Annotated in this window: 22 protein-coding genes and 2 riboswitches; of the genes, 19 read left to right on the top strand and 3 right to left on the bottom strand. The window is 67.5% G+C overall.

All coding sequences use genetic code 11. The features are described from left to right. The first annotated feature begins 6 nt into the window (after positions 1–6). Both AC1DKQ_RS11730 and AC1DKQ_RS11725 read left to right on the top strand, forming a co-directional pair. On the top strand, positions 7–441 hold the full coding sequence (locus AC1DKQ_RS11730; protein ID WP_476885065.1) for a flagellar hook assembly protein FlgD: 435 nt from the start codon (positions 7–9) through the stop codon (positions 439–441). Positions 442–473: 32 nt separating this feature from the next. Continuing rightward, positions 474–1,637: a flagellar hook protein FlgE gene (locus AC1DKQ_RS11725; protein WP_476885064.1), complete on the top strand. Its 1,164-nt coding sequence runs from the start codon at positions 474–476 to the stop codon at positions 1,635–1,637. Positions 1,638–1,774: 137 nt separating this feature from the next. Here the strand turns inward: AC1DKQ_RS11725 and AC1DKQ_RS11720 are convergent, their stop codons facing one another. Further along, the gene (locus AC1DKQ_RS11720; RefSeq protein ID WP_476919072.1) at positions 1,775–2,941 is read right to left on the bottom strand and encodes a cytochrome P450; all 1,167 of its coding nucleotides are present in this window, start codon (positions 2,939–2,941) and stop codon (positions 1,775–1,777) included. A gap of 273 nt (positions 2,942–3,214) precedes the next feature. Between AC1DKQ_RS11720 and AC1DKQ_RS11715 the strand changes: the two genes are divergently transcribed. The 13 genes from AC1DKQ_RS11715 to AC1DKQ_RS11655 all read left to right on the top strand — a co-directional run bounded on the left by AC1DKQ_RS11715 (position 3,215) and on the right by AC1DKQ_RS11655 (position 14,204). Then, on the top strand, positions 3,215–3,517 hold the full coding sequence (locus AC1DKQ_RS11715) for a flagellar FlbD family protein (RefSeq protein WP_277527762.1): 303 nt from the start codon (positions 3,215–3,217) through the stop codon (positions 3,515–3,517). A 2-nt stretch (positions 3,518–3,519) separates the two neighbouring features. Continuing rightward, positions 3,520–4,335, top strand: coding sequence for a motility protein A (locus tag AC1DKQ_RS11710; protein ID WP_476919071.1), 816 nt, complete (start codon positions 3,520–3,522; stop codon positions 4,333–4,335). After that, positions 4,332–5,159, top strand: a complete 828-nt coding sequence (locus AC1DKQ_RS11705; RefSeq protein ID WP_476919070.1) for an OmpA/MotB family protein — start codon at positions 4,332–4,334, stop codon at positions 5,157–5,159. Before AC1DKQ_RS11710 ends, AC1DKQ_RS11705 begins: the two co-directional genes overlap by 4 nt. 121 nt (positions 5,160–5,280) lie before the next feature. After that, the gene (locus AC1DKQ_RS11700) at positions 5,281–6,177 is read left to right on the top strand and encodes a flagellar motor switch protein FliM (protein WP_476885060.1); all 897 of its coding nucleotides are present in this window, start codon (positions 5,281–5,283) and stop codon (positions 6,175–6,177) included. After that, entirely contained in the window at positions 6,174–6,896 is a 723-nt protein-coding gene (fliN, locus tag AC1DKQ_RS11695) for a flagellar motor switch protein FliN (protein ID WP_476885059.1), read from the top strand. The genes AC1DKQ_RS11700 and fliN overlap by 4 nt, the downstream gene beginning before the upstream one ends. Further along, positions 6,897–7,502: a flagellar biosynthetic protein FliO gene (gene fliO / locus AC1DKQ_RS11690; RefSeq protein ID WP_476919069.1), complete on the top strand. Its 606-nt coding sequence runs from the start codon at positions 6,897–6,899 to the stop codon at positions 7,500–7,502. Then, positions 7,499–8,365 carry a flagellar type III secretion system pore protein FliP gene (gene fliP / locus AC1DKQ_RS11685; protein WP_476885057.1) on the top strand — a complete coding sequence of 289 codons (867 nt, stop codon included), beginning with the start codon at positions 7,499–7,501 and terminating at the stop codon, positions 8,363–8,365. The genes fliO and fliP overlap by 4 nt, the downstream gene beginning before the upstream one ends. Next, entirely contained in the window at positions 8,362–8,637 is a 276-nt protein-coding gene (gene fliQ / locus AC1DKQ_RS11680) for a flagellar biosynthesis protein FliQ (protein WP_090582752.1), read from the top strand. Before fliP ends, fliQ begins: the two co-directional genes overlap by 4 nt. A gap of 1 nt (position 8,638) precedes the next feature. Next, the gene (locus AC1DKQ_RS11675) at positions 8,639–9,397 is read left to right on the top strand and encodes a flagellar biosynthetic protein FliR (RefSeq protein WP_476885056.1); all 759 of its coding nucleotides are present in this window, start codon (positions 8,639–8,641) and stop codon (positions 9,395–9,397) included. Then, positions 9,397–10,485: an EscU/YscU/HrcU family type III secretion system export apparatus switch protein gene (locus AC1DKQ_RS11670; protein WP_476919068.1), complete on the top strand. Its 1,089-nt coding sequence runs from the start codon at positions 9,397–9,399 to the stop codon at positions 10,483–10,485. The genes AC1DKQ_RS11675 and AC1DKQ_RS11670 overlap by 1 nt, the downstream gene beginning before the upstream one ends. Positions 10,486–10,594: 109 nt before the next feature. Continuing rightward, positions 10,595–12,643, top strand: coding sequence for a flagellar biosynthesis protein FlhA (locus tag AC1DKQ_RS11665; RefSeq protein WP_476919067.1), 2,049 nt, complete (start codon positions 10,595–10,597; stop codon positions 12,641–12,643). After that, a complete protein-coding gene (locus AC1DKQ_RS11660) occupies positions 12,621–13,946 on the top strand; it encodes a hypothetical protein (RefSeq protein WP_476919066.1) in 1,326 nt (441 codons plus the stop codon). The genes AC1DKQ_RS11665 and AC1DKQ_RS11660 overlap by 23 nt, the downstream gene beginning before the upstream one ends. A gap of 9 nt (positions 13,947–13,955) precedes the next feature. Continuing rightward, positions 13,956–14,204 carry a carbon storage regulator gene (locus tag AC1DKQ_RS11655; protein WP_476885052.1) on the top strand — a complete coding sequence of 83 codons (249 nt, stop codon included), beginning with the start codon at positions 13,956–13,958 and terminating at the stop codon, positions 14,202–14,204. A gap of 14 nt (positions 14,205–14,218) precedes the next feature. Here the strand turns inward: AC1DKQ_RS11655 and flgN are convergent, their stop codons facing one another. Beyond that, the gene (gene flgN / locus AC1DKQ_RS11650) at positions 14,219–14,734 is read right to left on the bottom strand and encodes a flagellar export chaperone FlgN (RefSeq protein WP_476885051.1); all 516 of its coding nucleotides are present in this window, start codon (positions 14,732–14,734) and stop codon (positions 14,219–14,221) included. A gap of 242 nt (positions 14,735–14,976) precedes the next feature. On the opposite strand from flgN, the gene AC1DKQ_RS11645 reads away from it, so the two are divergent. Then, positions 14,977–15,795, top strand: a complete 819-nt coding sequence (locus tag AC1DKQ_RS11645; RefSeq protein ID WP_476919065.1) for a sigma-70 family RNA polymerase sigma factor — start codon at positions 14,977–14,979, stop codon at positions 15,793–15,795. A 166-nt stretch (positions 15,796–15,961) separates the two neighbouring features. Beyond that, a complete protein-coding gene (locus AC1DKQ_RS11640; RefSeq protein WP_476885049.1) occupies positions 15,962–16,441 on the top strand; it encodes a Dps family protein in 480 nt (159 codons plus the stop codon). Between the two features lie 80 nt (positions 16,442–16,521). Here the strand turns inward: AC1DKQ_RS11640 and AC1DKQ_RS11635 are convergent, their stop codons facing one another. Next, positions 16,522–18,096 carry an MFS transporter gene (locus AC1DKQ_RS11635; RefSeq protein ID WP_476919064.1) on the bottom strand — a complete coding sequence of 525 codons (1,575 nt, stop codon included), beginning with the start codon at positions 18,094–18,096 and terminating at the stop codon, positions 16,522–16,524. Between the two features lie 68 nt (positions 18,097–18,164). Here AC1DKQ_RS11635 and AC1DKQ_RS11630 point away from each other — a divergent pair, with 68 nt between their 5' ends. Then, positions 18,165–18,704 (top strand): TetR/AcrR family transcriptional regulator, encoded by a 540-nt coding sequence (locus AC1DKQ_RS11630; protein WP_476885047.1) that lies wholly within the window; start codon positions 18,165–18,167, stop codon positions 18,702–18,704. 230 nt (positions 18,705–18,934) lie between these two features. Continuing rightward, positions 18,935–19,033: riboswitch (glycine riboswitch) on the top strand. Position 19,034: 1 nt separating this feature from the next. Continuing rightward, positions 19,035–19,149, top strand: a riboswitch (glycine riboswitch). A 39-nt stretch (positions 19,150–19,188) separates the two neighbouring features. Further along, on the top strand, positions 19,189–22,110 hold the full coding sequence (gene gcvP / locus AC1DKQ_RS11625) for an aminomethyl-transferring glycine dehydrogenase (protein ID WP_476885046.1): 2,922 nt from the start codon (positions 19,189–19,191) through the stop codon (positions 22,108–22,110). Positions 22,111–22,122: the final 12 nt, after the last annotated feature.

The raw sequence follows: 22,122 nt of genomic DNA, 5'->3' as shown, positions 1-22,122 counted from the left end.
CGACTTATGACGATTCAGCCGATCGCATCCCAGCCGGTAACGGCGGTGGGGGAGGCCTCCCAGGCATCCGCCGTGCGGACACCTGCGCAGAGCATGGATGCCAACGTGTTCATGCAGTTGCTCGTGACGCAGCTCAAGAACCAGAACCCGAGCGCGCCCATGGACACCAACCAGATGATGAGCCAGACACTCCAGCTCTCCATGATGGAAAAAATGACCGAGCTGACCACCAACAGCAAGGAGGGATTCTCCCTCCAGATGCGGACGGCAGCCGCCCAGCTGATCGGACACTCGGTCGGCTACACCCTCGCGGATGGCACCACCGGGGCCGGCATCGCCAAGTCCGTCTCCTACGCGGGCTCGGTCCCGTCCGTCATGATCGGCGACCTCGCCGTTCCCCTCGACTCCGTCACCGGGCTCACTGCTCCGGCCGCTTCCTAACCAGTTTCTTCACCCGTAGAAAGGCAGTTCCCATGCTCCGCTCGCTGTACTCCGGAATCTCGGGCCTTCGCGCCCACCAGACCATGCTGGACGTTACCGGCAACAACATCGCCAACGTCAACACCGCCGGCTTCAAGGCCTCCTCCACCCAGTTCCAGGACACCCTGTCCCAGCTGCAGCAGGGCGCCACCGGCCCGCAGCCCGCGACCGGCGGCAGCAACCCGGCCCAGATCGGCCTCGGCGTCCGGGTGGCCGGTGTCACCACCAACTTCTCCCAGGGCTCTTCGCAGAGCACCGGCCGCGCCAGCGACATGATGATTTCCGGTGACGGCTTCTTCGTCACCAGCAAGGGCGGCAGCCAGCTGTTCACCCGAGCCGGTGCGTTCAGCCCGGACGCGGCTAACCAGCTGGTGAGCCCCGACGGCGGCATCCTGCAGGGCTGGACCGCCACCAACGGCGTCATCAACGCTGGCTCTCCGGTCGGCGACATCACGCTGAACCCCAACACCATGGTGGCCAAGGCCACGGATACGGTGACGCTGGACGGGAACCTGCCCAGCGACGTCGCAAATGGCACCAAACTGGACCGTGTCGTCAATGTCTACGACGCCAACGGGAAGGAAAGCAGCCTGACGCTGACGTTCACCAAAACGGGGGCAGGCTGGGATGCTTCCGGCGACGGCGGCGCAACAAACGCGGGTTCCCTGGCCTTCACCAACGGGAAGCTGAACGCTGGTGCCCCCATCGCCATCAACGGCATCACGATCGACGTCTCCAAGGTCTCCGGCTACGCCACCATGAGCTCGCTGGCCGTCAGCGGCCAGAACGGTGCCGCCGTCGGCAAGCTCGAGTCCTACTCGCTGGGCAGCGACGGCTCCCTGATCGGGTCGTTCAGCAACGGCATCAAGCAGGTCCTGGCCAAGATCGCCCTCGCCAAGTTCACCAACCCGGCCGGCCTGGAGAAGGCCGGCGGCTCCTCCTACGTGGCAACCGGCAACTCCGGCGGCGTGCAGCTCGGTGCCGCGGGCGACCCCGGCATCGGCACCCTGACCAGCGGCTCACTGGAAATGTCGAATGTTGACCTGTCGCAGGAGTTCACCAACCTGATCGTTGCCCAGCGCGGCTTCCAGGCCAACGCCCGCATCATCACCACCTCCGATGAGGTCCTGCAGGAACTGACCCAGCTCAAGCGCTAGTCCCCCTGGCGCTAACCCCCCACCCCCCGCGTTGCCCTATCACGTACGGCTGTCACCTTTTAGCAGCCAAAAGTGATAGGGCAACGGGTCTGTTAAGGCAGAGGGCAGGGGGCGCGGGCAGGGCCGGGGGCTCGCCGTCAGGCAGGCTGCCAGGACACGGGAAGTTGTTTCACTCCGTAAACGATTGTGCTTTCCATCCGCTCCAGCTGCGCCTCGGGAGCCACGGCCAGCCCGGGCAACCGGGAGAGCACTGCCTGCAATGCGATCCTGGCCTCGAGCCGGGCCAGGGGCGCGCCGAGGCAGAAGTGGACGCCCTGCCCGAAGGCGAGGTGCCGGTTCGGTGAGCGTCCGACGTCGAACACCTCAGGGTGCGGGAACTGCTCCCCGTCACGGTTCGCCGAGCCGATCCAGGCCACGATCGGCGAGCCCGCAGGGATGGGCAGGCCGCGCAGGGTCGTGTCGACGGCGGAGATCCGGTACATGGACTGCACGGGGGAGCGGTACCGCAGCACTTCTTCGATCGCCTGCGGGAGCAGCGCCGGCTCGGCGATCAAGCGCTCCGCTGTGCCCGGCGCTTCGGTGAAGCACAGCACCGCATTGCCGATCAGGTTGGTGGTGGTTTCATTGCCGGCAACGAGCAGGAGGGCGCAGAATCCGAGCAGCTCCATGACGCTGAGCTTCTGCCCGTCGATCTCGGCGGCGAGGAGCGCGCTGATGAGATCATTGCCCGGCTGGCGGCCCCGCTGCTCGATCATGCCCGTGAAGTACTCCGCCATTTCCCGGTGCGCGGCCATGTGTCCGGTCTCGTCGGCGCCCGGGCGGGTCTGGCTCACGATCACGTCGGACCACTGTTTGAACCGGTCCCGGTCCGCGGCCGGGATGCCCATCAGCTCCGCGATCACGATCACCGGCAACGGATAGGCCAGCCGGTCGATCAGGTCCGCGGCGCCGGCACCGACCACCGGGTCCAGCAACTCGTCGCTGAGTTCCGAGATCCGCGGGCCGAGCGCTTCCACTGACCGTGGGGTGAACGCCTGGGACACCAGGGAACGCAACTGGCGGTGCCGGGGAGGGTCGGTGTTAATCAGGCTGGCGGCGAAGAGCTGGCCCGTTTCGGAGGGGTTGTCCCCGCCGATCCGGGAAGAAAACGTGGCGTGCTCGGACAGGACACGCTGCACGTCGTCGTAGCGGAACACGTGCCACACCCCGGTCTCCTGGTCCTGGAAAACGGGTTCACTGTGGCGCATGGCTTCGTAGCGGGGAAACGGGTTCAACGGCTGCTCCAGAGCCGGAAATGGCACCATGGCTGGCCTTCCTGACGAGGCGGACGGCCGTCGCTTGCTGGGACTGGACCAACTGCAAGGGACGAGTTGCCACCGAGCAGGCGTCCGACGGGGCGGGCCGCGCGGCCCCGTCAGCCCCCACCCTAATACGGCGCAACAGCCTTGGCATGGGGATTCTGGCCCAACTCCGCCAGCTGGCGGAACCGGCACGTTGCCGCGGCGCCTAACGAAGGGGCCGGTCCTGCCGACAGTACGGAGGAGAACACCCTTCCCCTCACAGAGCAGAATCGGCCCATGATCGTCGTCACACGCCTCAACGGAACGCGCTTCGCGGTCAATCCGGACCTCATTGAACGCATCCACGAGAGCCCGGATACGCACTTGGTGACGCTCGACGGCGCCGCCTACGTGGTGCTGGAAAGCCTCGCCGAAGTGGTGGAGCTCATCGCCGACTACCGGGCATACATCCTGAGCAAGGCCCGGGACTTTCCGGCCATCACCGGATATCCACTCAGCCTGGTCCGGACCGACGATCAGGACGACGACCCCTCCGACGACGGCGCCGGCCCCACGGCGCCCGCGCAACCCAGAAAGTAACGATGGATCCCGCAACAGTCATCGGACTGCTCCTCGCCTTTGGCTCCGTTATCGCCATGGTGTCGCTCGAGGGCGCCAGCCTGTCAGCGCTGCTCCTCCCCGCCCCCATGATCCTGGTCTTCGGTGCCACGCTCGCCGTCGGGATCGCTGGAAACACCATCAAGGATGTTCTCCAGGCGTTCAAAGCCCTCCCCAAGATGTTCCTCGGCAAGACCGCCAAGCCGCAGGAAAGCATCGACCAGATGGTCCGCTTCGCGGAGAAAGCCCGCAGCGAGGGCCTGCTGTCCCTGGAAGAGGAAGCGGCCAGCGTCAAGGACCCCTTCCTGGCCCGTGCCCTGCAGAACATAGCCGACGGCACCGACGCCGAGGACCTCCGGATGCTGATGGAGGACGAGATCGATTCGAAGGCCCGCAGCGACCACGCCAACTCCAAATTCTTCGCGAGCCTCGGCGGCTACGCTCCCACCGTGGGCATCATCGGCACCGTGGTGTCCCTGACACACGTCTTGGAAAACCTCTCCACGCCGGACCACCTGGGCCCGATGATCGCGGCAGCCTTCGTCGCGACCCTGTGGGGCCTGCTCTCGGCCAACTTCATCTGGCTTCCGTTCAGCGCCCGGATGGCCCGGCTCTCGGAGCTGGACATCGAACGGATGACGCTGCTCATGGAAGGCATGTTGTCGGTCCAGTCCGGCGCCCAGCCGCTGCTGCTCGCCGAACGGCTCCGCGCCATGGTCCCGGAGCACCAGCTCAAGGCCTCCGGCGGCGGTAAGAAGGCCGGCGCGGACAAGTCCGACAGGATGGACGAGGCCGCGTGAGCCCCCGGCGGCGCGGGCGGAAGAAGCCGGAAGAACACCACGTCGACGAACGCTGGATGGCGTCTTACATGGACATGGTCACCGTGCTGATGTGCATGTTCATCGTGCTGTTCGCGATGTCCACGGTGGATGCCAACAAGTTTGAAAAGCTCCGCAACTCCCTGGCCACCGGGTTTGGCGCGGTCGCGTCGGAAACCGTGGACACGGCGTCGGGTACGGTGGTGCCGCCGGAACTCGTGAACCAGGACCTTGAGGCCTTCGCCGCCGTCAAGGGCGCGGCAACCGCATCCCCCGAGAAAAACATGGCAGAAGCGGTCAAAGAAGTAAACAAGCTCAAAGAGCTGCAGAAGAAAATGCAGGCTGGGCTGGCAGCCGCCGGGCTAAGCGAGAACGTCGAGTTCCAGATCGACCAGCGCGGCCTGACGGTCAAACTCGTCGGATCACAGGCCTTCTTCAAGCCCGACCGGCCCGAGCTCACCTCCCGGGCCACCCGCGTGCTGCAGGTCATCTCCCCGGTCCTGAAGCCGGCCCACATGGAAATCATGATCGAGGGCCACGCTGCGAACGGCATCACATCCTACCCCTCCACGTGGGAACTGTCCTCCGCGCGCGCCGTCAACGTCCTGCGGTACATGGTGGACAACGGCCGCATTGCCCCCGGCACCATCGGCGCCGTCGCGTTCGGATCGGCCCGCCAGGTCAACGATGACTCCACCCCGGCGCTCATGGAGCGGAACCGCCGGGTGGACATCGTGGTCCTATCCGACAAGCCCGACGTCGTCCGGGCGCTGATCCCGGAGGCATTGAAGCAGAGCGGGAAGTAGGCGGATATTGCCTTCGGTATTGGCAACTGCTTTGCCTGCGGTTGCCTGCGATTGCCTGCCTGCAGGTATTGCCTAAGGCGTACTGCTTACGCCACGAGTTCTCTTGCCGATAGTGGCAACCGTGAGTGTTCTGGATGAGCGGGAAGTGGCACGGGAGCGGACCGTCAGCGTCTATGACTTCCGGCGTCCCGCGACGCTCGCCCGGGAGCACAGCCGAGTACTGGAGCTCGCCTTCGAGACCTTCGCGCGCCAGTGGGGCACGCAGCTCACCGCCAAGGTCCGCGTCAAGTCCGTGGTGCGCCTTGAAGACGTCAGCATGCTCAGCTACGACGAATACGCCGCCTCGCTGCCCGCCGTCACGGCCATGGTCCTGTGCACCGTGGAAGCCCACGATTCCAAGCTCGTAGTGCAGTTCCCCGGCCCGGCCGCCCTCGGTTGGGTCAACCGCATGCTCGGCGCCTCCACCGATTCGCCCATGCCGGACCGCAAGTTCACCCAGATCGAACAGGCCCTGGTCAAGGGCCTCATGGACGAGGCCCTCGAAGACCTCGGCTACTCCCTGGGCCCGCTGCTCAGCGAGGCCGTCCGGGTGGACACGATCCAGTACAACTCCCAGTTCGCCCAGGCCGCCGCGCCGAGCGAACTGATGATCGTCGCCTCTTTCACCATGAGCGTCGGCGACGTCAACGCCCCCGCCACCCTGGCCGTTCCGGCCGGCATCCTGCTGGGACGGCTCAAGAAGGTCAACCCGACCGACTCCCGCGACGACGCGCCCGCGCGCATCAGCGCCCAGCTGGAGCAGGTGCCGGTGGAACTCTCGGTGCGGCTCTCGACGTCGTTCGTCACCCCGAGCCAGGTCCTGGGACTCGCAGTCGGCGACGTCCTGACGTTGCCGCACCTGGAAAACAGGCCCTTTGATCTCACCCTGGACGGAACCCGGCTGGCAACCGCCGCACCGGCCCGCAACGGCTCCCGCGCGGCCGCAGTAATTGTCACAATCGAGGAGAACCAACGATGAGCATCACCCTGACCAAGCACGAATTGTCGGCGGAACGGCTTGTCGAGGAGCTGCCGAGTCCGGTAGCCCTGAAAGTTGTCGCCCTGGTGCCTGCCCGGTCCGCGGCGGCCTACGCCCGGCAAGCGGTCACGGCGACCTTCGTGGGCGCGGTGACAGCTGACCTCGCCCTCATGCTCAGCGACCGCACCTTCCTTGACGAGGCCGCCGGGGCAGGGTCCCAGCTGGGGCACGTCTCTGTGACTGACGTCCTGCGCCCCGCGATGGAAAGCGCCAGCTCGGTCTTCGGTGCCGGTGTCCTGTCCGACCTGCGCGAATCCGACGTCTCCGGGCTCCTCTCGGACCCCGACACGGCCGTCTTTGAACTCTCCGACGGCAGCAACGCCGCGGCCTGGTTTGCCGTCCGGCTCCGCGAACACGGCACCAGCCAGGACCGCTCCGGGGACTTGTTCGCCGGCGGCGACACGGTAGCCGGCCGGCTCGGCCGCATCAACAACATTGAAATGGCACTGACCGTGGAGATCGGACGCACCCGGATGTCGGTCCGGGACGTGCTTTCGCTGGAACCGGGCAAGATCATCGAACTGGACCGCTCCGCCGGCGCCCCGGCCGATGTCCTGCTCAACGGCCGCCTGATCGCGCACGGCGAAGTTGTGGTCCTCGACCAGGACTACGCGGTGCGGATCACCCGGATCCTCGACGTCGCCGAGGGGCTCAGCTGAATGGACGCACTGATCCTCGGGCTACGGGTAGTCGTGGCCCTGGGCGCGGTGCTTGGCCTCATGTGGCTCCTCCAGCGCCGGCTGGGCCAAGGCGCCGGGCGGCGCCGGGCTGACCGCGCCCTGACCATCGTCGGCCGGCAGAGCCTCGGACAGAAAGCCTCCGTGGTGGTGGTCGACGCCGCCGGGCAGCGCTTCCTCCTGGGCGTCACCGAGCACGCCGTCAACGTCCTGCACACGGGGGACATCCCGCCCGAACCCGAAGAAGTCCCGGTCCCCGGCATCAGCCGCGGCCTCGGCGATTTCGCCCGGATCCTGGCCGAGGCCAGCCCGCTCGCCGGAAACCACTTCAGCAGCCGGCCTGCAGGGCCCACCGGTGATGCCGCCGCCGGCGACGGCGCTGACGGCGCAGATGAGGCCGCCGACGGCGACCGGGACCTGCCGCCGTCCCGCCGCAGCTCCCTTCACCGCAACTCCCATGCCCGCGGCCCCGCCAGCCGCGGCGGCGCAAGCAGCGCTTCGGGCCATCCGCCCCTGCACGGCTCCATCCTGGCCGGCTCCACCTGGAAGCAGGCAGCCGCCGCGCTCAGGAGCGGACGACGCAATTGATCTTCCCGCTCGCCACTGGCACCACCCGTCCGCGAACCGCTGTCGCACAATCCCTCAGGCTCTTGGGCCTGGGGGTCGCCGTCGTGCTCTTTGCCGTCCTCCTGCTGTGGCTCAACGCCACGGCCGGCCACGCCGCCCCCATCGACCCCGTGGCGCCCGTACCGCCGGCAGACCCCGCCAGTCCCGACGGCGGGAACGTCAACATCCAGATCAACGGGATGGACGGCAAACCCTCCACCGCAGTCCTGACCCTGATCGGGATTACGCTCCTGGCCGTTGCACCGTCGCTGCTGCTGATGATGACGTCCTTCACCAAGATCTTCGTGGTCCTGGCCATGACCCGCAACGCGCTGTCCCTGCCGTCCATCCCGCCAAACCAGGTCCTGGCCGGGCTGGCCCTGTTCCTCTCAATCTTTGTGATGTGGCCCGTCATCAACGAGATGAACAATCTCGGAATCCAGCCCTACCTCAACGGCAAGCTGGACTTCAATGGTGCGGTCAGTGCCGCGTCGGGTCCGCTGCAGCACTTCATGCTCGCCCACACGCGGGAAGAGGACATCGCCCTGATGTCCCGCGCCGCCGGCGCCGAGAACCCGGCCACTCCTGAGGCCGTCCCGCTGCAGACCCTGATCCCGGCGTTCATGATCTCCGAACTCCGTGCCGCGTTCATCATCGGCTTCGTCATCTTCATCCCGTTCCTCGTGATCGACCTCGTGGTGTCCGCTGCCCTGATGTCCATGGGCATGATGATGCTGCCGCCGGTCATGATCTCGCTGCCCTTCAAGATCCTGCTGTTCGTCCTCGTGGACGGCTGGGGCCTGATCATCACCGCACTCGTCCAGAGCTACGCGGGTTCAGGATGAACGCCAACGCGGTCCTGGACATCTGCCTCCAGGCCATGATTGTGGCCGCGAAGCTCGCCGCGCCGGTGCTGGTCACAGCGCTGGTGGTGGGCCTGGCCATTTCCCTGCTGCAGTCCATCACGCAGCTGCAGGAAGCCACCCTGTCCTTCGTGCCCAAGGCGGCCGCGGTTGCCGTGGCCCTGATCGTCTGCGGACACTGGATGATCTCGGAGATGGTCTCGTTCACAAACGACCTCTTCGCGAAGATCCCGTCCCTGCTCGGAGGCCTGTGAGGTGGGCATCCCCATCGACCCGACCTGGCTGGAAGTACTGCTGCTGGCTACGGTCCGGATGACCGCCTTCCTGATCGTGGCTCCGCCTTTCTCCCACCAGGCCTTTCCGGGGCGTGTGAAGGCGATGCTGGGACTGGGGCTGGGCCTGGCGGTGACGCAGCGCATGGTCGGGGGCTACACGCCCCGCGACACTGCCGGATTCGTCACCGGTGTGGTCCTGGAGCTCGTCACGGGTCTCATCCTTGGCTTCCTGGTCCTGGTGATCTTCTCCGCCATCCAGTCCGCCGGCAGTCTGATCGACCTTTCCAGCGGATTCCAGATGGCGCAGGCCTTTGATCCCCAAATGATGGTCAACGGCGCTCAGTTCACCCGGCTTCTGCAGATGGCGGCGCTGGCCCTGTTGTTCGCCTCGGACGGCTACCAGCTGGTCATCACGGGCCTTACCGGCAGCTTCGCGGCCCTGCCGCTGGCCGGGGGAATAGACCTGGCCCAGCCGGTGCAGGCCATCATCGCGGCAGTGTCCGGCATGTTCCTCGCTGCCGTGCAGATCGCTGGCCCCCTCATGGTGGTCCTGTTCCTTGCCGACGTCGGACTCGGCCTGCTGACCCGCGTGGCGCCGGCGCTGAACGCCTTCTCACTCGGTTTCCCGCTCAAGATCCTGCTCACCCTGATGCTGGCCGGCTTCATGTTCGTGGCCCTGCCCCGGATCGTTTCCAGCCTCGCCGGGCAGGCGGCCAAAGCCGTGCTGGGGGTGGGCTGATGGCGGATTCACAGGAAAAGACCGAGCAAGCCACCGACAAACGCATGAGGGAGGTCCGCTCCAAGGGCCAGCTTTCCCGTTCCCAGGACCTCACCGCCTGGGTCGGGGTCGGCGCCGCCGCGCTCATGCTGCCCAGCACCGTGGACCGGGCCGCCAGCGCCGCCACGGACCAGCTCTTCAGCGTCCGCGGGGTCATGTCCGCCCCGGATCCCGGCAAAGCCGTCCGGGCGCTGGAAGACGGGTTCGCGTCCATCGCTGGGATCATCGGACCCCTGCTGATCGTCGTGTTCCTGGCTGTCCTCGCCGGTTCCGCCCTCCAGGGCGGTGTCCACCTGAAGAAATTCAGGCTCGAATTCGAACACTTCAACCTGCTCAGCGGGATCAAGCGGCTTTACGGCGCCCAGGCGGTGTGGGGTGGCCTCAAGGCGCTGCTGAAGGCCACGGTGGTGGGGCTGGTGTTGTACAGCGTGGTGCAGGGGCTGGTCCCGGTGCTGCTGACCGCGGGAGGACTGCCGGTTGCCGGCGTCACGGCCGCCGCGGCGGGCGGCGTTGCATCGCTGGTCCAGTTTGCGGTGGCCGCCGGAATCGTGCTGGCCGCGGCCGACTTCTTCGTCGTGATGCGGCGCAACCGCAAGAAGACCCGGATGTCCAAGAAGGAAGTCCAGGACGAGAACAAGAGCAGCGAGGGCGACCCGCTCATCCGGTCCCAGCGCCGGGCGCGCCAGATGGCCATGAGCCGGAACCGCATGATCGCCGCCATCGGAGACGCCGACGTCGTCCTGGTCAACCCCACTCACGTGGCGGTGGCGCTCAAGTACGATCCGGGCAAGTCCGCGCCCCGCGTGGTGGCCAAGGGCGCCGGCCATGTGGCTGCGAGGATCAGGGAAGAGGCCGAAGAGAAGAACGTCCCCATGGTCCAGGACATCCCGTTGACCAGGGCCCTGCACGGGGCCTGCGAGCTAGGGGACGAGATCCCGGTGGACTTTTACCGGGCAGTTGCCGGAGTCCTTGCCTTCGTCATGGCCCTCAAGGCCCGGGGCGCCGGCGCCGGGATGCACCGCATGACCAGCACGGCCGCGGCCATATGAGACGCGACAAGCCACACACCGTGAAACACGGCAAGCACCGCAGCACCCAACACACCGTGACACGCGGCATGAACACCTTGGGAACCAGCGTCTGTGAAAGGACCGCACCATGAACAACAGGCTGAACCGGCTGGCGGTGCCCATCGGCATCGTGGGGATCGTGCTCCTGCTGGTGGTTCCCGTGCCCGCGCCCCTGCTCGACTTCCTCATTGTCTGCAACATCCTGCTGGCGTTGCTGGTCCTGCTGACCAGCATGTTTGTGAAGAAGCCGCTGGACTTCTCCGTGTTCCCGTCCCTGCTGCTCGTTGCCACGCTGTTCCGGCTGGGCCTCAACGTCGCCTCCACCCGCCTGGTCCTGGGCAACGGGTACGCCGGGCAGGTCATTGAGGCCTTCGGCAAGGTCACGGTCGGGGGCTCCATGATCATCGGCGCCGTCGTGTTCCTCATCCTCGTCGTGATCCAGTTCGTCGTGGTCACCAAGGGCGCCGAGCGCGTGGCCGAGGTGGGCGCCCGGTTCACCCTCGACGCCATGCCCGGCAAGCAGATGGCAATCGACGCCGACCTCAACGCCGGACTCCTCACCGACACCCAGGCCCGGGAGCGGCGCGCCGAGGTCTCGGCCGAGGCCGACTTCTACGGTGCCATGGACGGCGCCTCGAAGTTCGTGAAGGGCGATGCCATCGCGGGCATCATCATTATCATCATCAACTTCATCGGCGGCATCGCCATCGGCATGGTGCAGCGCGGCATGGAAATCGGCGATGCACTGAACACCTACGGCCTCCTGACCATGGGCGACGGGCTCGTCACACAGATCCCGGCACTGCTGATGGCCGTCTCCACCGGCATGATCGTGACCCGGTCCAACGCTGAGTCGGACATGGGCCGGACGGCCTCCACACAGCTGCTGCAGTCGCCTAACGCGCTCATGATCGCCGGCGTCGCCGCCATCGCCATGGCCTTGATTCCCGGCATGCCGCCCCTGCCGTTCATCCTCGTCGGCGTAGGCCTGATCATCGCCTCCCGCCGGACCGCCGCAAACCAGAAGCTGGCGGAGACAGCCCGGGAAGCCGAGTCGACCGCGCTGAACTTCCCGGAAATGGATCCCAACGAGAAACTGCTGGAGGACATGCGCGTCCACCCCGTGGAGATCCTGCTGGCACCGGATCTCGTGGACATGGTCTCCGGCGCGTCCGACGACCTCCTGGCCCGGGTCCGGTCGCTCCGGCACAAGATCGCCATGGAGCTGGGCCTCGTCATCCCGCCCGTGCGCACCAGGGACAGCGTGGACCTGCCGCCGGCCACCTATTCCATCCGGATCGCCGGCGTGGAAGCCGGGCGCGGCACGGCCCCGAGCGGCCAAATGCTGGCGCTGGGCGAAAACCTGGACTCCCTGCCCGGCCCGGCCATGATCGAACCCGTGTTCGGCCTTGCCGGCAAATGGATCCCGGGGGAAATGCGCCACAACGCCGAAATGACGGGCGCCACCGTGATCGACCGGGTCTCCGTCCTGGTCACCCACCTGTCCTCCATCGTCTCGGCCAACGCGGCCCGGCTACTGTCCCGTGAGGACGTCCGCGTGCTGACCGAGGGCGTGCGCAAGCAAAGCCCCTCCGCCGTCGACGAACTGACCCCGGCCCTGCTCTCCCTGGCCGAGCTGCAGCGGGTTCTCCAGGGCCTCCTGGATGAGCAGGTGCCCATCAACGACCTCGCCCGGATCTACGAGGCCCTCACGCTCCGGGCCAAGATTTCCACGGACCCGGAATCGCTGGTGGAAGCCGCCCGGCAGGCCCTCGGCCCCGCTCTTACGGCCAAGTTCATGGACGGGCCCGTGCTCAACGTCATCATGATCGACCCCGTCCTCGAACAACACATGCTCGAGGACATGCGCCCCGCGGAAGGCGGCAGCCAGATCGTCATGGGGCAGGACAAGCTCGATGCCGTGCTGCGCTCGGTCGGCTCCGCCGTTGACGCAGCGGCCGCCGCCAACCGCCAGGCCGTACTCGTGTGCGCACCGGCGCTCCGGCCCGCCATCCACCGTCTCATCGGTGCGCAGCCCGGGTCCGTGCCGGTGTTGTCCTACCGCGAGGTGACCTCTGCCAACGTCCGGATCGAAACAGTAGGAGTGGTGCGCCATGCCGAACCGCTATCGGCTTAAGGGAGCCTCGCTCGAGGAAATCCGCCGCAAGGCAGAACAGCTCTACGGACCCGCGGCCCGAATCGTGTCCGCCGAACGCGTCATCAGCCCGGGAATCGCCGGTCTCTTCGCCCAGGACCGCTACGAGGCCATGATCGAGATCCTGTCCAAGCACGAGGTGGTGACCGGTGAGGTGGTGCCCGACGCCGACATCCTGGCCGCAGGCGAGCCGGGCACGGCCGCCGGTGGGCCCGCCGGTGGGGCCGGGGGTCCCGCCGGTGTGGCCGCCGGGGGTCCCGCCGGAGTGAGCACTGCCGGAGTGAGCACTGCCGGCAAGGATGACGCCGGAACGGCTTCCGTAGCGCCGGCCCGGTCGGCAGCCCAGGCCGGAGCGCCGGCGGGCCCTGCGACGGCACCCGCCGCCCCAGGCCTGACTCGTCCGCTGCCGTCCCATCAGCTCCTGTCCCATCAGCTGCAGGGCGCCGCCATCGCCGCACTGCTGGAAGAGGCAGATGCCGTTGAGCTGAGCCTGCACCGGCCCACAACAGCCGGCGTATCCACCGAGTCGCCGGACTTCGCAGAACTTCTCGAACAGCTCGGCGCCGGGCTCCGGACCCCGGCGGAACCGGCCGCCGTCGTCGGTAACCCCGGGCGGCCGGCTCCCTCGGGCGATCCGGGCCCCGCTGCCGTACCGCCCGCTCCCGGACTTCCCGGAGCCAACGACGGCGGTCGGCTGGCCTCAGCTGCCGCGCCGGGCAGCTCGCCGGGCGGCGCGGCGGCCCGTGCGCCGGGCGCCCCTGCTCCGCTGACCGGCGTCGGCGATCTCGTGGTCCTGATCGGGCTGGGGGAGGACGCCATGGACGCTGCCCTGACAATGTCCATGGCGGCCGGCGGTGCCGATGTGCGGACCGCCGGCGAACTCTCCGCGTATGGCCACCTCCATGTCGACGGACGCCAAAGCGCCACGGCCGCGCGCGCCCACGCCGTGGTGACGGAGCGCACGGTCCTGGTGGCGTTCGGACTCGACAAAGCCCGTCACGCCCTGGCCCGGGTGCAGTCCGTAGCCGCGCTCTCGGCCGACCAGATCTGGGTAGTGGTCGACGCCGGGCGCAAGCACGAGGACACGGCGCGCTGGGTCAGCGTGCTGTCCGCCCAGCTCAACGTCAGCGCCGTAGCCGTGGTCGGCGCCGCGGAGACCGGGTCACCCGAAAGCGTCAACGGCCTGGGACTGCCCGTGGGCTGGATCGACGGGCGCCCGGCAGGGCCTGCTCCGACATGGCAGAACCGGCGGGAATCGTCCGACGCTCCCCGCGCGGAAGGGTAGATTGAGAGGATGCTGGTACTTACACGCAAGCCGGGCGAACAGATCATGATCGGCGACGGCATCGTCATCACGGTTCTGGAAGGGCGCGGCGACGGTGTTCGGATAGGCATTGAGGCACCCCGCGGTGTGCCCATCCAGCGCCGGGAAGTCATCGAAGCCATCGCGGCTGCAAACCTCGCGGCGGCGGAAGCTGGCCCAGACGCCGAGGACGCGCTGCGCGGGCTCGTTCCCCCGCGCCCCACTCCCGCCGAGGGCTGAGGACCCGCACCGGATCAGTCCTGGTCCCCGCCCAGATACTGGGCCAGGAGCGGCTGGGCTGAACGTCGCACCACGGCCACGGACCTCTCCAGGTTTCCGCCCGTGGTGAGCTGGTCCAGCAGCCCTGCCGTCCCCGCCGGACCGGGGCGTCCCGGCAGGGGGAGGGTCCGCAGTGCCTCTTCGTTTACACGGGCGGCCTCGCCAAGCCGGGCCAGGAGTGCGTGCAGGGCCTCCAGATGCTCGCGCAGGATCTCGGACCAGGGCCCGGCGGGTGCGGCAGCAATCAGCTCGACGAGCGTGGTCTGCGCCGGCAGGCCCCACAGGGCCGCCACAGCGGCAGATTCAACACTCCGGGCCAAGGCTTCAAACCGCAGGCGGTCCAGTACGGTTTCAATCTCGGAGGCCATGAAGTTCAGCCATTCCAGATTTCCGGCCACGATGTGCAGACGCTGCGTTTCCAGCCTGAACAGCAGTAACTCCAAGTGCCGCCGCTCCTGCCACAGTGCCGCGGAGAGATCGCTTGCGCTCATTGGCCCCATTCTCTTTCCGCCCCGTGAATCACAGCTTTGGGACGGTCACCGCATTTTTTGCCAAGCTTTTCCCTGAGGGTACACGCAGATCTTGGATCAGGTGATAAGTTTCCTCCATGGGTGCTGCGCCCTACTTGCGAACGCTGACTCCAATGGGGGGAGCACCGGTCGGTTTGGGTGCGGCTCTCGGCGTTTTAAGGGTCTAGGACCCTTCGGATCCGGTCTCATGGGGGGACACAGTAGTGAATCGCGTGGAACGCAACGAGATGGTCACGCAGCACCTTCCGCTGGTGGGGTATCTTGTCTCAGATTTGTGCTCGAAAGCGTCACACCTTTCTCGCGATGACTTGGCCTCGGCCGGTGCTATTGCCCTGATAACGTCGGCCGATTCGTTCGACCCGGACCTCGGGGTGCCCTTCGGCGCATTCGCACGCCGGCGCATCCTTGGTGCCTTCGCGGACGAGATGCGGGCCAGTGACTGGGCCACCCGCTCCGCCCGCCGGCGGATCAAGGAAACCATGTCCGTGCAGGAAACCCTGGCGTCCGCCCTGGGCCGCACCCCCACCGTGGAGGAGATCGCCTCCGCCCTGGGTGTCCAGCAAAGCGTTGTGGAGGCCGCACTCGCGGATGCCTCGCGCACCCTGACGCCCCTCGACGAGGCCGTGGTGGATACCCTCGCCGCCGAAACCCTCACACCGGAACACTCCGTGCTCGCTGACGAACGGCTCCAGTACCTGCGGGCGGCCGTGAAATCCCTCCCGGAACGGATGCGCTACGTGGTGGAGGAGATCTACTTCGGCGACCGGACGGTCAAAGACCTGGCCGCGGAACTCGGATCCACGCATGCGGCGGTGTCCCAGCAGCGTTCGGAGGCCATCCGGCTCATGCGCGACGGACTGGCCGCACACTACGCCGACGACCCCGAGCAGGCCTTCGAACCTCAGTCCAGGATTACCCCGAGGCGCCGCAACGACTACCTCACGCAGCTCTCCCAGTCCACCTCCGGCGGCATCACACGGGCCGTGTTCACTGGCGGCCCGGCTCTCAACGAGGCAGTCTAAGCCTCCCCGAAACAGTTAGTAAGCCGACTTAGTAAGCTGACCGAGAAATTTCTCCCCGAACCGTCGCGGCCGGTCGCTGCCCTGCGGTAGCGTCGAAAGCATCGGCCGGGGTGCCTGCAAGTGGCGCCCGCGGCCCGCAAGGTACCGGTTCTATCGAGGAGGACGCATGAAAGCAACACCTACACTGACGGCCAACCTGCAGGCGGTCCTAGTGGACCTGATCGAACTCCACGTTCAAGGCAAGCAGGCGCACTGGAACATCGTTGGGACTAATTTCCGGGACCTGCACCTCCAGCTGGACGAGATCGTCGACGCCGCCCGGGAATTCGCGGACGACCTCGCCGAGCGCATGCGCGCCCTCCACGCCCTGCCGGATGGCCGCAGTTCCACGGTTTCCAAGTCCACGGCACTCGCCGAGTTCCCCACCGGCCTGATCAACACGAAGGACGCCATCGAGCGGATTGTCGCGGCCCTCGAGGCGGCCGTCGGCACGATGCGCAAAGTGCACGATGAAGTGGATGAGGAAGACCCCACCACCGCTGACCTCCTGCACGCGTTCATTGCCAAGCTTGAGCAGTATGCCTGGATGGTGAATGCCGAGACCATGCGGGCAAACGCCAGCGTGACCACTCCGGACAAGAAGTAGGGTTCCCACCAGTCCGCTCCTAACAAAAGAGCAGCGTCCGGTGCCGGGTTTCTCCCGGCGCCGGACGCTTTTTTTCTAAGCTATTTGGCCTTCGGCACCGTCCGCAGGACAACGGCGGCGAGGACGCAGGCCCCGGTCATCAGGACCAGCGCGATTGACGCCGTGACGTGGACCCCGGAGTCGAAGGCCGTGCGTGCGGCCGCCGTTACTGCTTCCGCCAGGGGAGCCGGAAGCATCCGGGCGAGCTCCACCGCGCCGGCGAGGGTTTCACCGGCCTGGCTGGTGGCCGCGGCCGGGGCGAGCTCGGCCACGCCCGAGGGGAGCCGGAGGTTGCCCTGGTAGGAGGCCGTCAGGATCGAGCCGAGGATCGCCGTGCCCAGAAGGGACCCCACTTCGTAGCCGGTTTCGGAGATGGCCGCGGCGGCCCCCGACTTGTCAGCAGGCGCAGCGCCCAGGATCAGGTCATTGGAGATCGTCTCCGCGGCGCCCACGCCCAGGCAGAGAACCATCAGTGCGGCCAGGAGCAGGGACGGGCCGTGGCTGTGGTCGCCAAATGCCACCAGGAAGTAGCCCGCCGCGCTCAGCAGCAGCCCGCCGGCCACAACAAAGCCAGGCCGCACCTTTCGCACCAGTGGCACCACCAGCAGCCCCGCAACAACCGTGGCGATGAGGGCCGGGACCATGGCGACCCCGGAGGCCGAGGGGGACTGGCCCTCCAGCAGCTGCAGGTGCTGGGCCAGGAACAGAATGAAGCCATTGAAGGAGAAGAGCGCCAGGACATTGGCAATGATGGCCGTGCTGAAGACCGGGTTGCCGAAGAGGCTGACATCGAGCATCGGCGCCGTACCCTCCCCACGGGCAAGTACGCGCTGCCGCCGGATGAACACATAGCCCATGAGCAGGCCGGCTCCGATGCTTGCGAACGCCTCTGGTGCCGGTCCGTGGGTGGCGAGGGTCTTGATCCCGTAGACAACGGGCACCATGACCAGCAGCGACAACACAATGCTGGGCACGTCCACGCGCCCGGGCTTCGGGTCGCGGGATTCCGGTATCAGCGCCGGACCGAGCAGCAGCAGGGGCAGGATGATCGGCACCGCGACCAGCAGGACGGCGCCCCACCAGAAGTGTTCCACCAGCCAGCCGCCGGCAATCGGGCCGAGGGCGGCGCCGCCGGAGAAGCCTGCAGCCCAGATCGCCACAGCCAGCCTGCGCCGGTTGGGCTCCGGAAAGATGTTGCGGATCAGGGAAAGCGTGGACGGCATGAGCATGGCACCGAAGAGGCCAAGCCCGGCACGGCCGGCGATCAGCCATTCGGCGCTCGGTGCGAATGCCGTGGCGGCCGACACCGCGGCAAAACCTGCGCTGCCCACGAAGAGCAGGCGGCGCCGGCCGATCCTGTCGCCCAGGGAGCCCATCGCCACCAGCAGCCCGGCCAGGACCAGTGGATAGGCATCGACGATCCAGAGCAGTTCGACGCCGGAGGCGTCCAGGCTGGTGGCGATGGCCGGCAGGGCGAACGTCAGGGCGGTGTTGTCCACGGCCACGAGCAGGACGGGGAACATCAGCAGGGCCAGAGCCACCCAGTCGCGCCACGGGGCGCGGGGGCCGGTGGCCGCCGGGGTGCTGGTGACGGCGGTGATGGACGGGATGCTCATAAGACGTAACTATACCGTCTGGACGGTACAGTTAAGAAATGCGCGTGCGGGCAGGCATGATGGGAGGCATGCCCAGGAAACCTGTCGCCCGCGAGGCCGTACTCGATGCCTTCGAAGCACTGCTCATCGAAGTCGGTGAACGCGCTGCGACACTGGACGCCGTCGCGCGCCGGGCCGGCGTCTCCAAGGGCGGCCTGCTCTACCATTTCCCGACCAAGGAAGCGATGATCGCGGTCCTGCTGGAACGGCTGGACCGGCATCTGGCTGCGGATGTTGCCGCCATGGCGGCGGCCCCGGAAGGGGCGGCGGTGTACTTCATCAAGTCCTCGGTGTGGGCGGACACGCCCATGGACCGGGTGTTCGTGGCGGCGACGAGGCTCGCCGAAGTGGCGCACGGGGAGACCCTCCGCCGCTTCGCCGCCGCCCAGGCGGGCTGGCTGGAACTGCTGGCGGCCGACGTCGGACCCGCCATGGCGAAGGCCGTCCTGTACATGGGGGACGGGCTGTACTTCAACGCCATGCTGGGCCGGGGCCCCGGCGGACCCCTTCCGGAGGTCGAGGCGGAGGTCGAGAGCCTCCTCGCCGCCGTCGAGCGGCTGCGCCGCTAACACCGGCGCCCTCCCCGGCGAAGCCGCGCCGAACTCGCCGGAAGCATGCGGCTTTCGCCGGAAAATTACGGCGACCCCGCAGCTGTCCGGCGAATTCGCGTTCGCGGACCCACCCGGCGCGGCTCCTCGCCCGTAACCTGGGTGCGCCGGTCGCCGGGAGTTTGCGGACACGCGCCCGGCATAGGACAATGAGAGCTGTGACTGTTGTCACCCCCAATTGAATACGCCTTTGATCTGCGGCGGGAGAGTCCTGCAAGTAGGTACAAGCAGGCGCCGTAGGAGCAAATCCTCCCCAGGAATCTCTCAGGCCCATGTACCGCCGCGGCAAGGCATCTCTGGAAAGTAGCAGGCGTGTCCCGGACATGCTGTGCTCACCGACGGTGCAAGCGGAGCCCTGAAACTTAGGCTGCGCGGAAACTCTCAGGTCCAATACAGAGCGGGGAGGAACCCGAATCAATGTGGCGTACCCTGCGCCGCCTGAGTTATGGAGTTCCTTGTGACTGTTACCCCAGCCTCCACGTCCTTCGTTGACCGGCACATCGGCGCGCGCCGCCAGGCCGACGTCGACGCCATGCTGAAGGCTGTCGGCTACGACACCGTCGACGCCCTGGTGGACACCGCCGTTCCGAAGGACATCCGCCAGGACTCCGACCTCGCGCTCGCCGCCGCCCTCAGCGAGGTCGAGGTACTGGCGGAGCTGCGCAAGCTGGCCGCGAAGAACAAGACCGCCGTGCAGATGATCGGCCAGGGCTACTACGACACGCTCACCCCGCCGGTGATCCGCCGCAACATCCTCGAGGCCCCGGCCTGGTACACCGCGTACACGCCGTACCAGCCGGAGATCTCCCAGGGCCGGCTCGAGGCCCTGCTGAACTTCCAGACCATGGTCCAGGACCTGGTCGGCCTGCCGATCGCCAACGCCTCCCTGCTGGACGAAGCAACCGCGGTCGCCGAGGCCGTGCTGATGATGCGCCGTGCCAACAAGAACAAGACGGCTCACGACGGCAAAACCGTCCTCGACGCCGACTGCCTCCCGCAGACCATCGCCATCGTCAAGGGCCGCGCCGAAGCCCTCGGTTTCGAGGTCGAGGTCGCCGACCTCTCCAGGGGCCTGCCCGAGGGCGTCATCAACGGCGTCGTCTTGCAGCAGCCGGGCGTCTCCGGCCGCGTGTTTGACCACACGGCCGTGATCGCCGACGCCAAGGAACGCGGCGCCCTCGTCACGGTCGCCGCCGACCTCCTCTCCCTGACTCTCATCACGGCCCCGGGCGAGCAGGGCGCGGACATCGCCGTCGGCTCCGCCCAGCGCTTCGGTGTGCCGTTGTTCTTCGGCGGGCCGCACGCCGCCTACATGGCCGTGCAGAAGGGGCTGGAGCGCTCCATGCCCGGCCGCCTGGTGGGTGTCTCCAAGGACAACGCCGGCGTCCCGGCCTACCGTCTGGCGCTGCAGACCCGCGAGCAGCACATCCGCCGCGAGAAGGCCACGTCCAACATCTGCACCGCCCAGGCGCTGCTGGCCATCGTGGCCTCCTTCTACGCCGTCTACCATGGCCCGGACGGCCTCAAGGCAATCGCCGAGGCCGTCCACGTCCACGCCAAGACCATCGCCGCTTCCCTGAAGGCCGCCGGCCTTGACGTGCTGCACACCTCCTTCTTCGACACCATCACCGTCTCCGTCCCGGGCCGGGCGGCAGAGATCATCGCGGCCGCCGACGCCAAGGGCGTCAACCTGCGCGCCATCGACGCCGACACCGTCGGCATCTCCGCAGATGAGGCCACGACCGTGGAAATCGTCGCGGATGTCATCGCCGCGTTTGGCGCGTCCGTGACTGACACGACTGCAGGCACTGACACTGCGTTTGGCCTCGACCCCGCCGTCGAACGCACCTCCGACTACCTGCAGCACCCGGTGTTCAACACGCACCGTTCCGAGACCCAGTTGCTGCGCTACATCCGCCGGCTCTCGGACCGCGACCTGGCCCTGGACCGCACCATGATCCCGCTCGGTTCCTGCACCATGAAGCTGAACGCCACGGCCGAGATGGAAGCCATCTCCTGGCCGGAGTTCGCCTCCATCCACCCCTTCGCCCCGGAATCCCAGACCGCCGGCTGGCGCGAACTGATCGAGGACCTCGAAGCCCAGCTGACCGAGATCACCGGCTACGACCAGGTCTCCATCCAGCCCAACGCCGGTTCCCAGGGCGAGCTCGCGGGCCTGCTGGCCATCCGCGGCTACCACCACTCCCGCGGGGAGGCCCAGCGCAACGTCTGCCTGATCCCGGCCTCCGCCCACGGCACCAACGCGGCCTCCGCGGTGCTCGCCGGCATGAAGGTCGTCGTGGTGGCCACCGCCTCGGACGGCACGATCGACCACGCGGACCTGTCCGCGAAGATCGAGGCCAACAAGGACGCGCTGTCCTGCATCATGATCACGTACCCGTCCACGCACGGGGTGTACGACGCCGACGTCCGCGAGGTCTGCGACGCGATCCACGCCGCGGGCGGGCAGGTCTACATTGACGGCGCCAACCTCAACGCCCTCGTCGGGCTGGCCCAGCCGGGCATGTTCGGCGGCGACGTCTCGCACCTGAACCTGCACAAGACCTTCTGCATCCCGCACGGCGGCGGCGGACCGGGCGTTGGCCCGGTCGCGGCCAAGGCGCACCTGGCCCCGTTCATGCCGGGCAATGCTGCGGACCCGGCCAACGGTGCCGACGGCACCCCGATCTCCGCCTCCCGCTACGGCTCCGCCGGCGTCCTGCCGATCTCCTGGGCCTACGTGAAGCTGATGGGCGGCCAGGGCCTCACCGAGGCCACCAAGTCGGCGCTGCTCGCGGCGAACTACATCGCGGCGCGCCTGAACGACTCCTTCCCGGTGCTCTACACCGGCGAGGGCGGCCTCGTGGCCCACGAGTGCATCCTGGACCTGCGCGACCTCACGGCCAAGACCGGCGTGACCGCCGAGGACGTGGCCAAGCGCCTGATCGACTACGGCTTCCATGCCCCCACCCTCGCGTTCCCGGTGGCCGGCACCCTGATGGTGGAGCCCACCGAGTCCGAGGACCTGGGCGAGATCGACCGCTTCATCACGGCCATGGTGGCCATCCGCGCCGAGATCGACCAGGTGGCCAAAGGCGACTTCACCGTGGAGCACAGCCCGCTGCGCAATGCCCCGCACACCGCCGCTGCCGTCATCAGCACGGACTGGACCCGCGAATACCCGCGCGAACAGGCCGTGTTCCCGGTCCACACGCTCCGGCAGGACAAGTACTTCCCGCCGGTCGGTCGCATCGACGGCGCCGCCGGGGACCGCAACCTAATCTGCTCGTGCCCTCCCCTCGAAGCCTTCGAAGAAGACACAGCAGTCCACTCCGACGACTCCGCCAACCCCACCTCTGACAACTAGGGACAGCCAACG

It is taken from the genome of Arthrobacter sp. 05L421, from assembly GCF_056397785.1.
The sequence above is the reverse complement of the archived record's forward strand: the minus strand, read 5'-3'. Positions and strand labels throughout refer to the sequence as shown.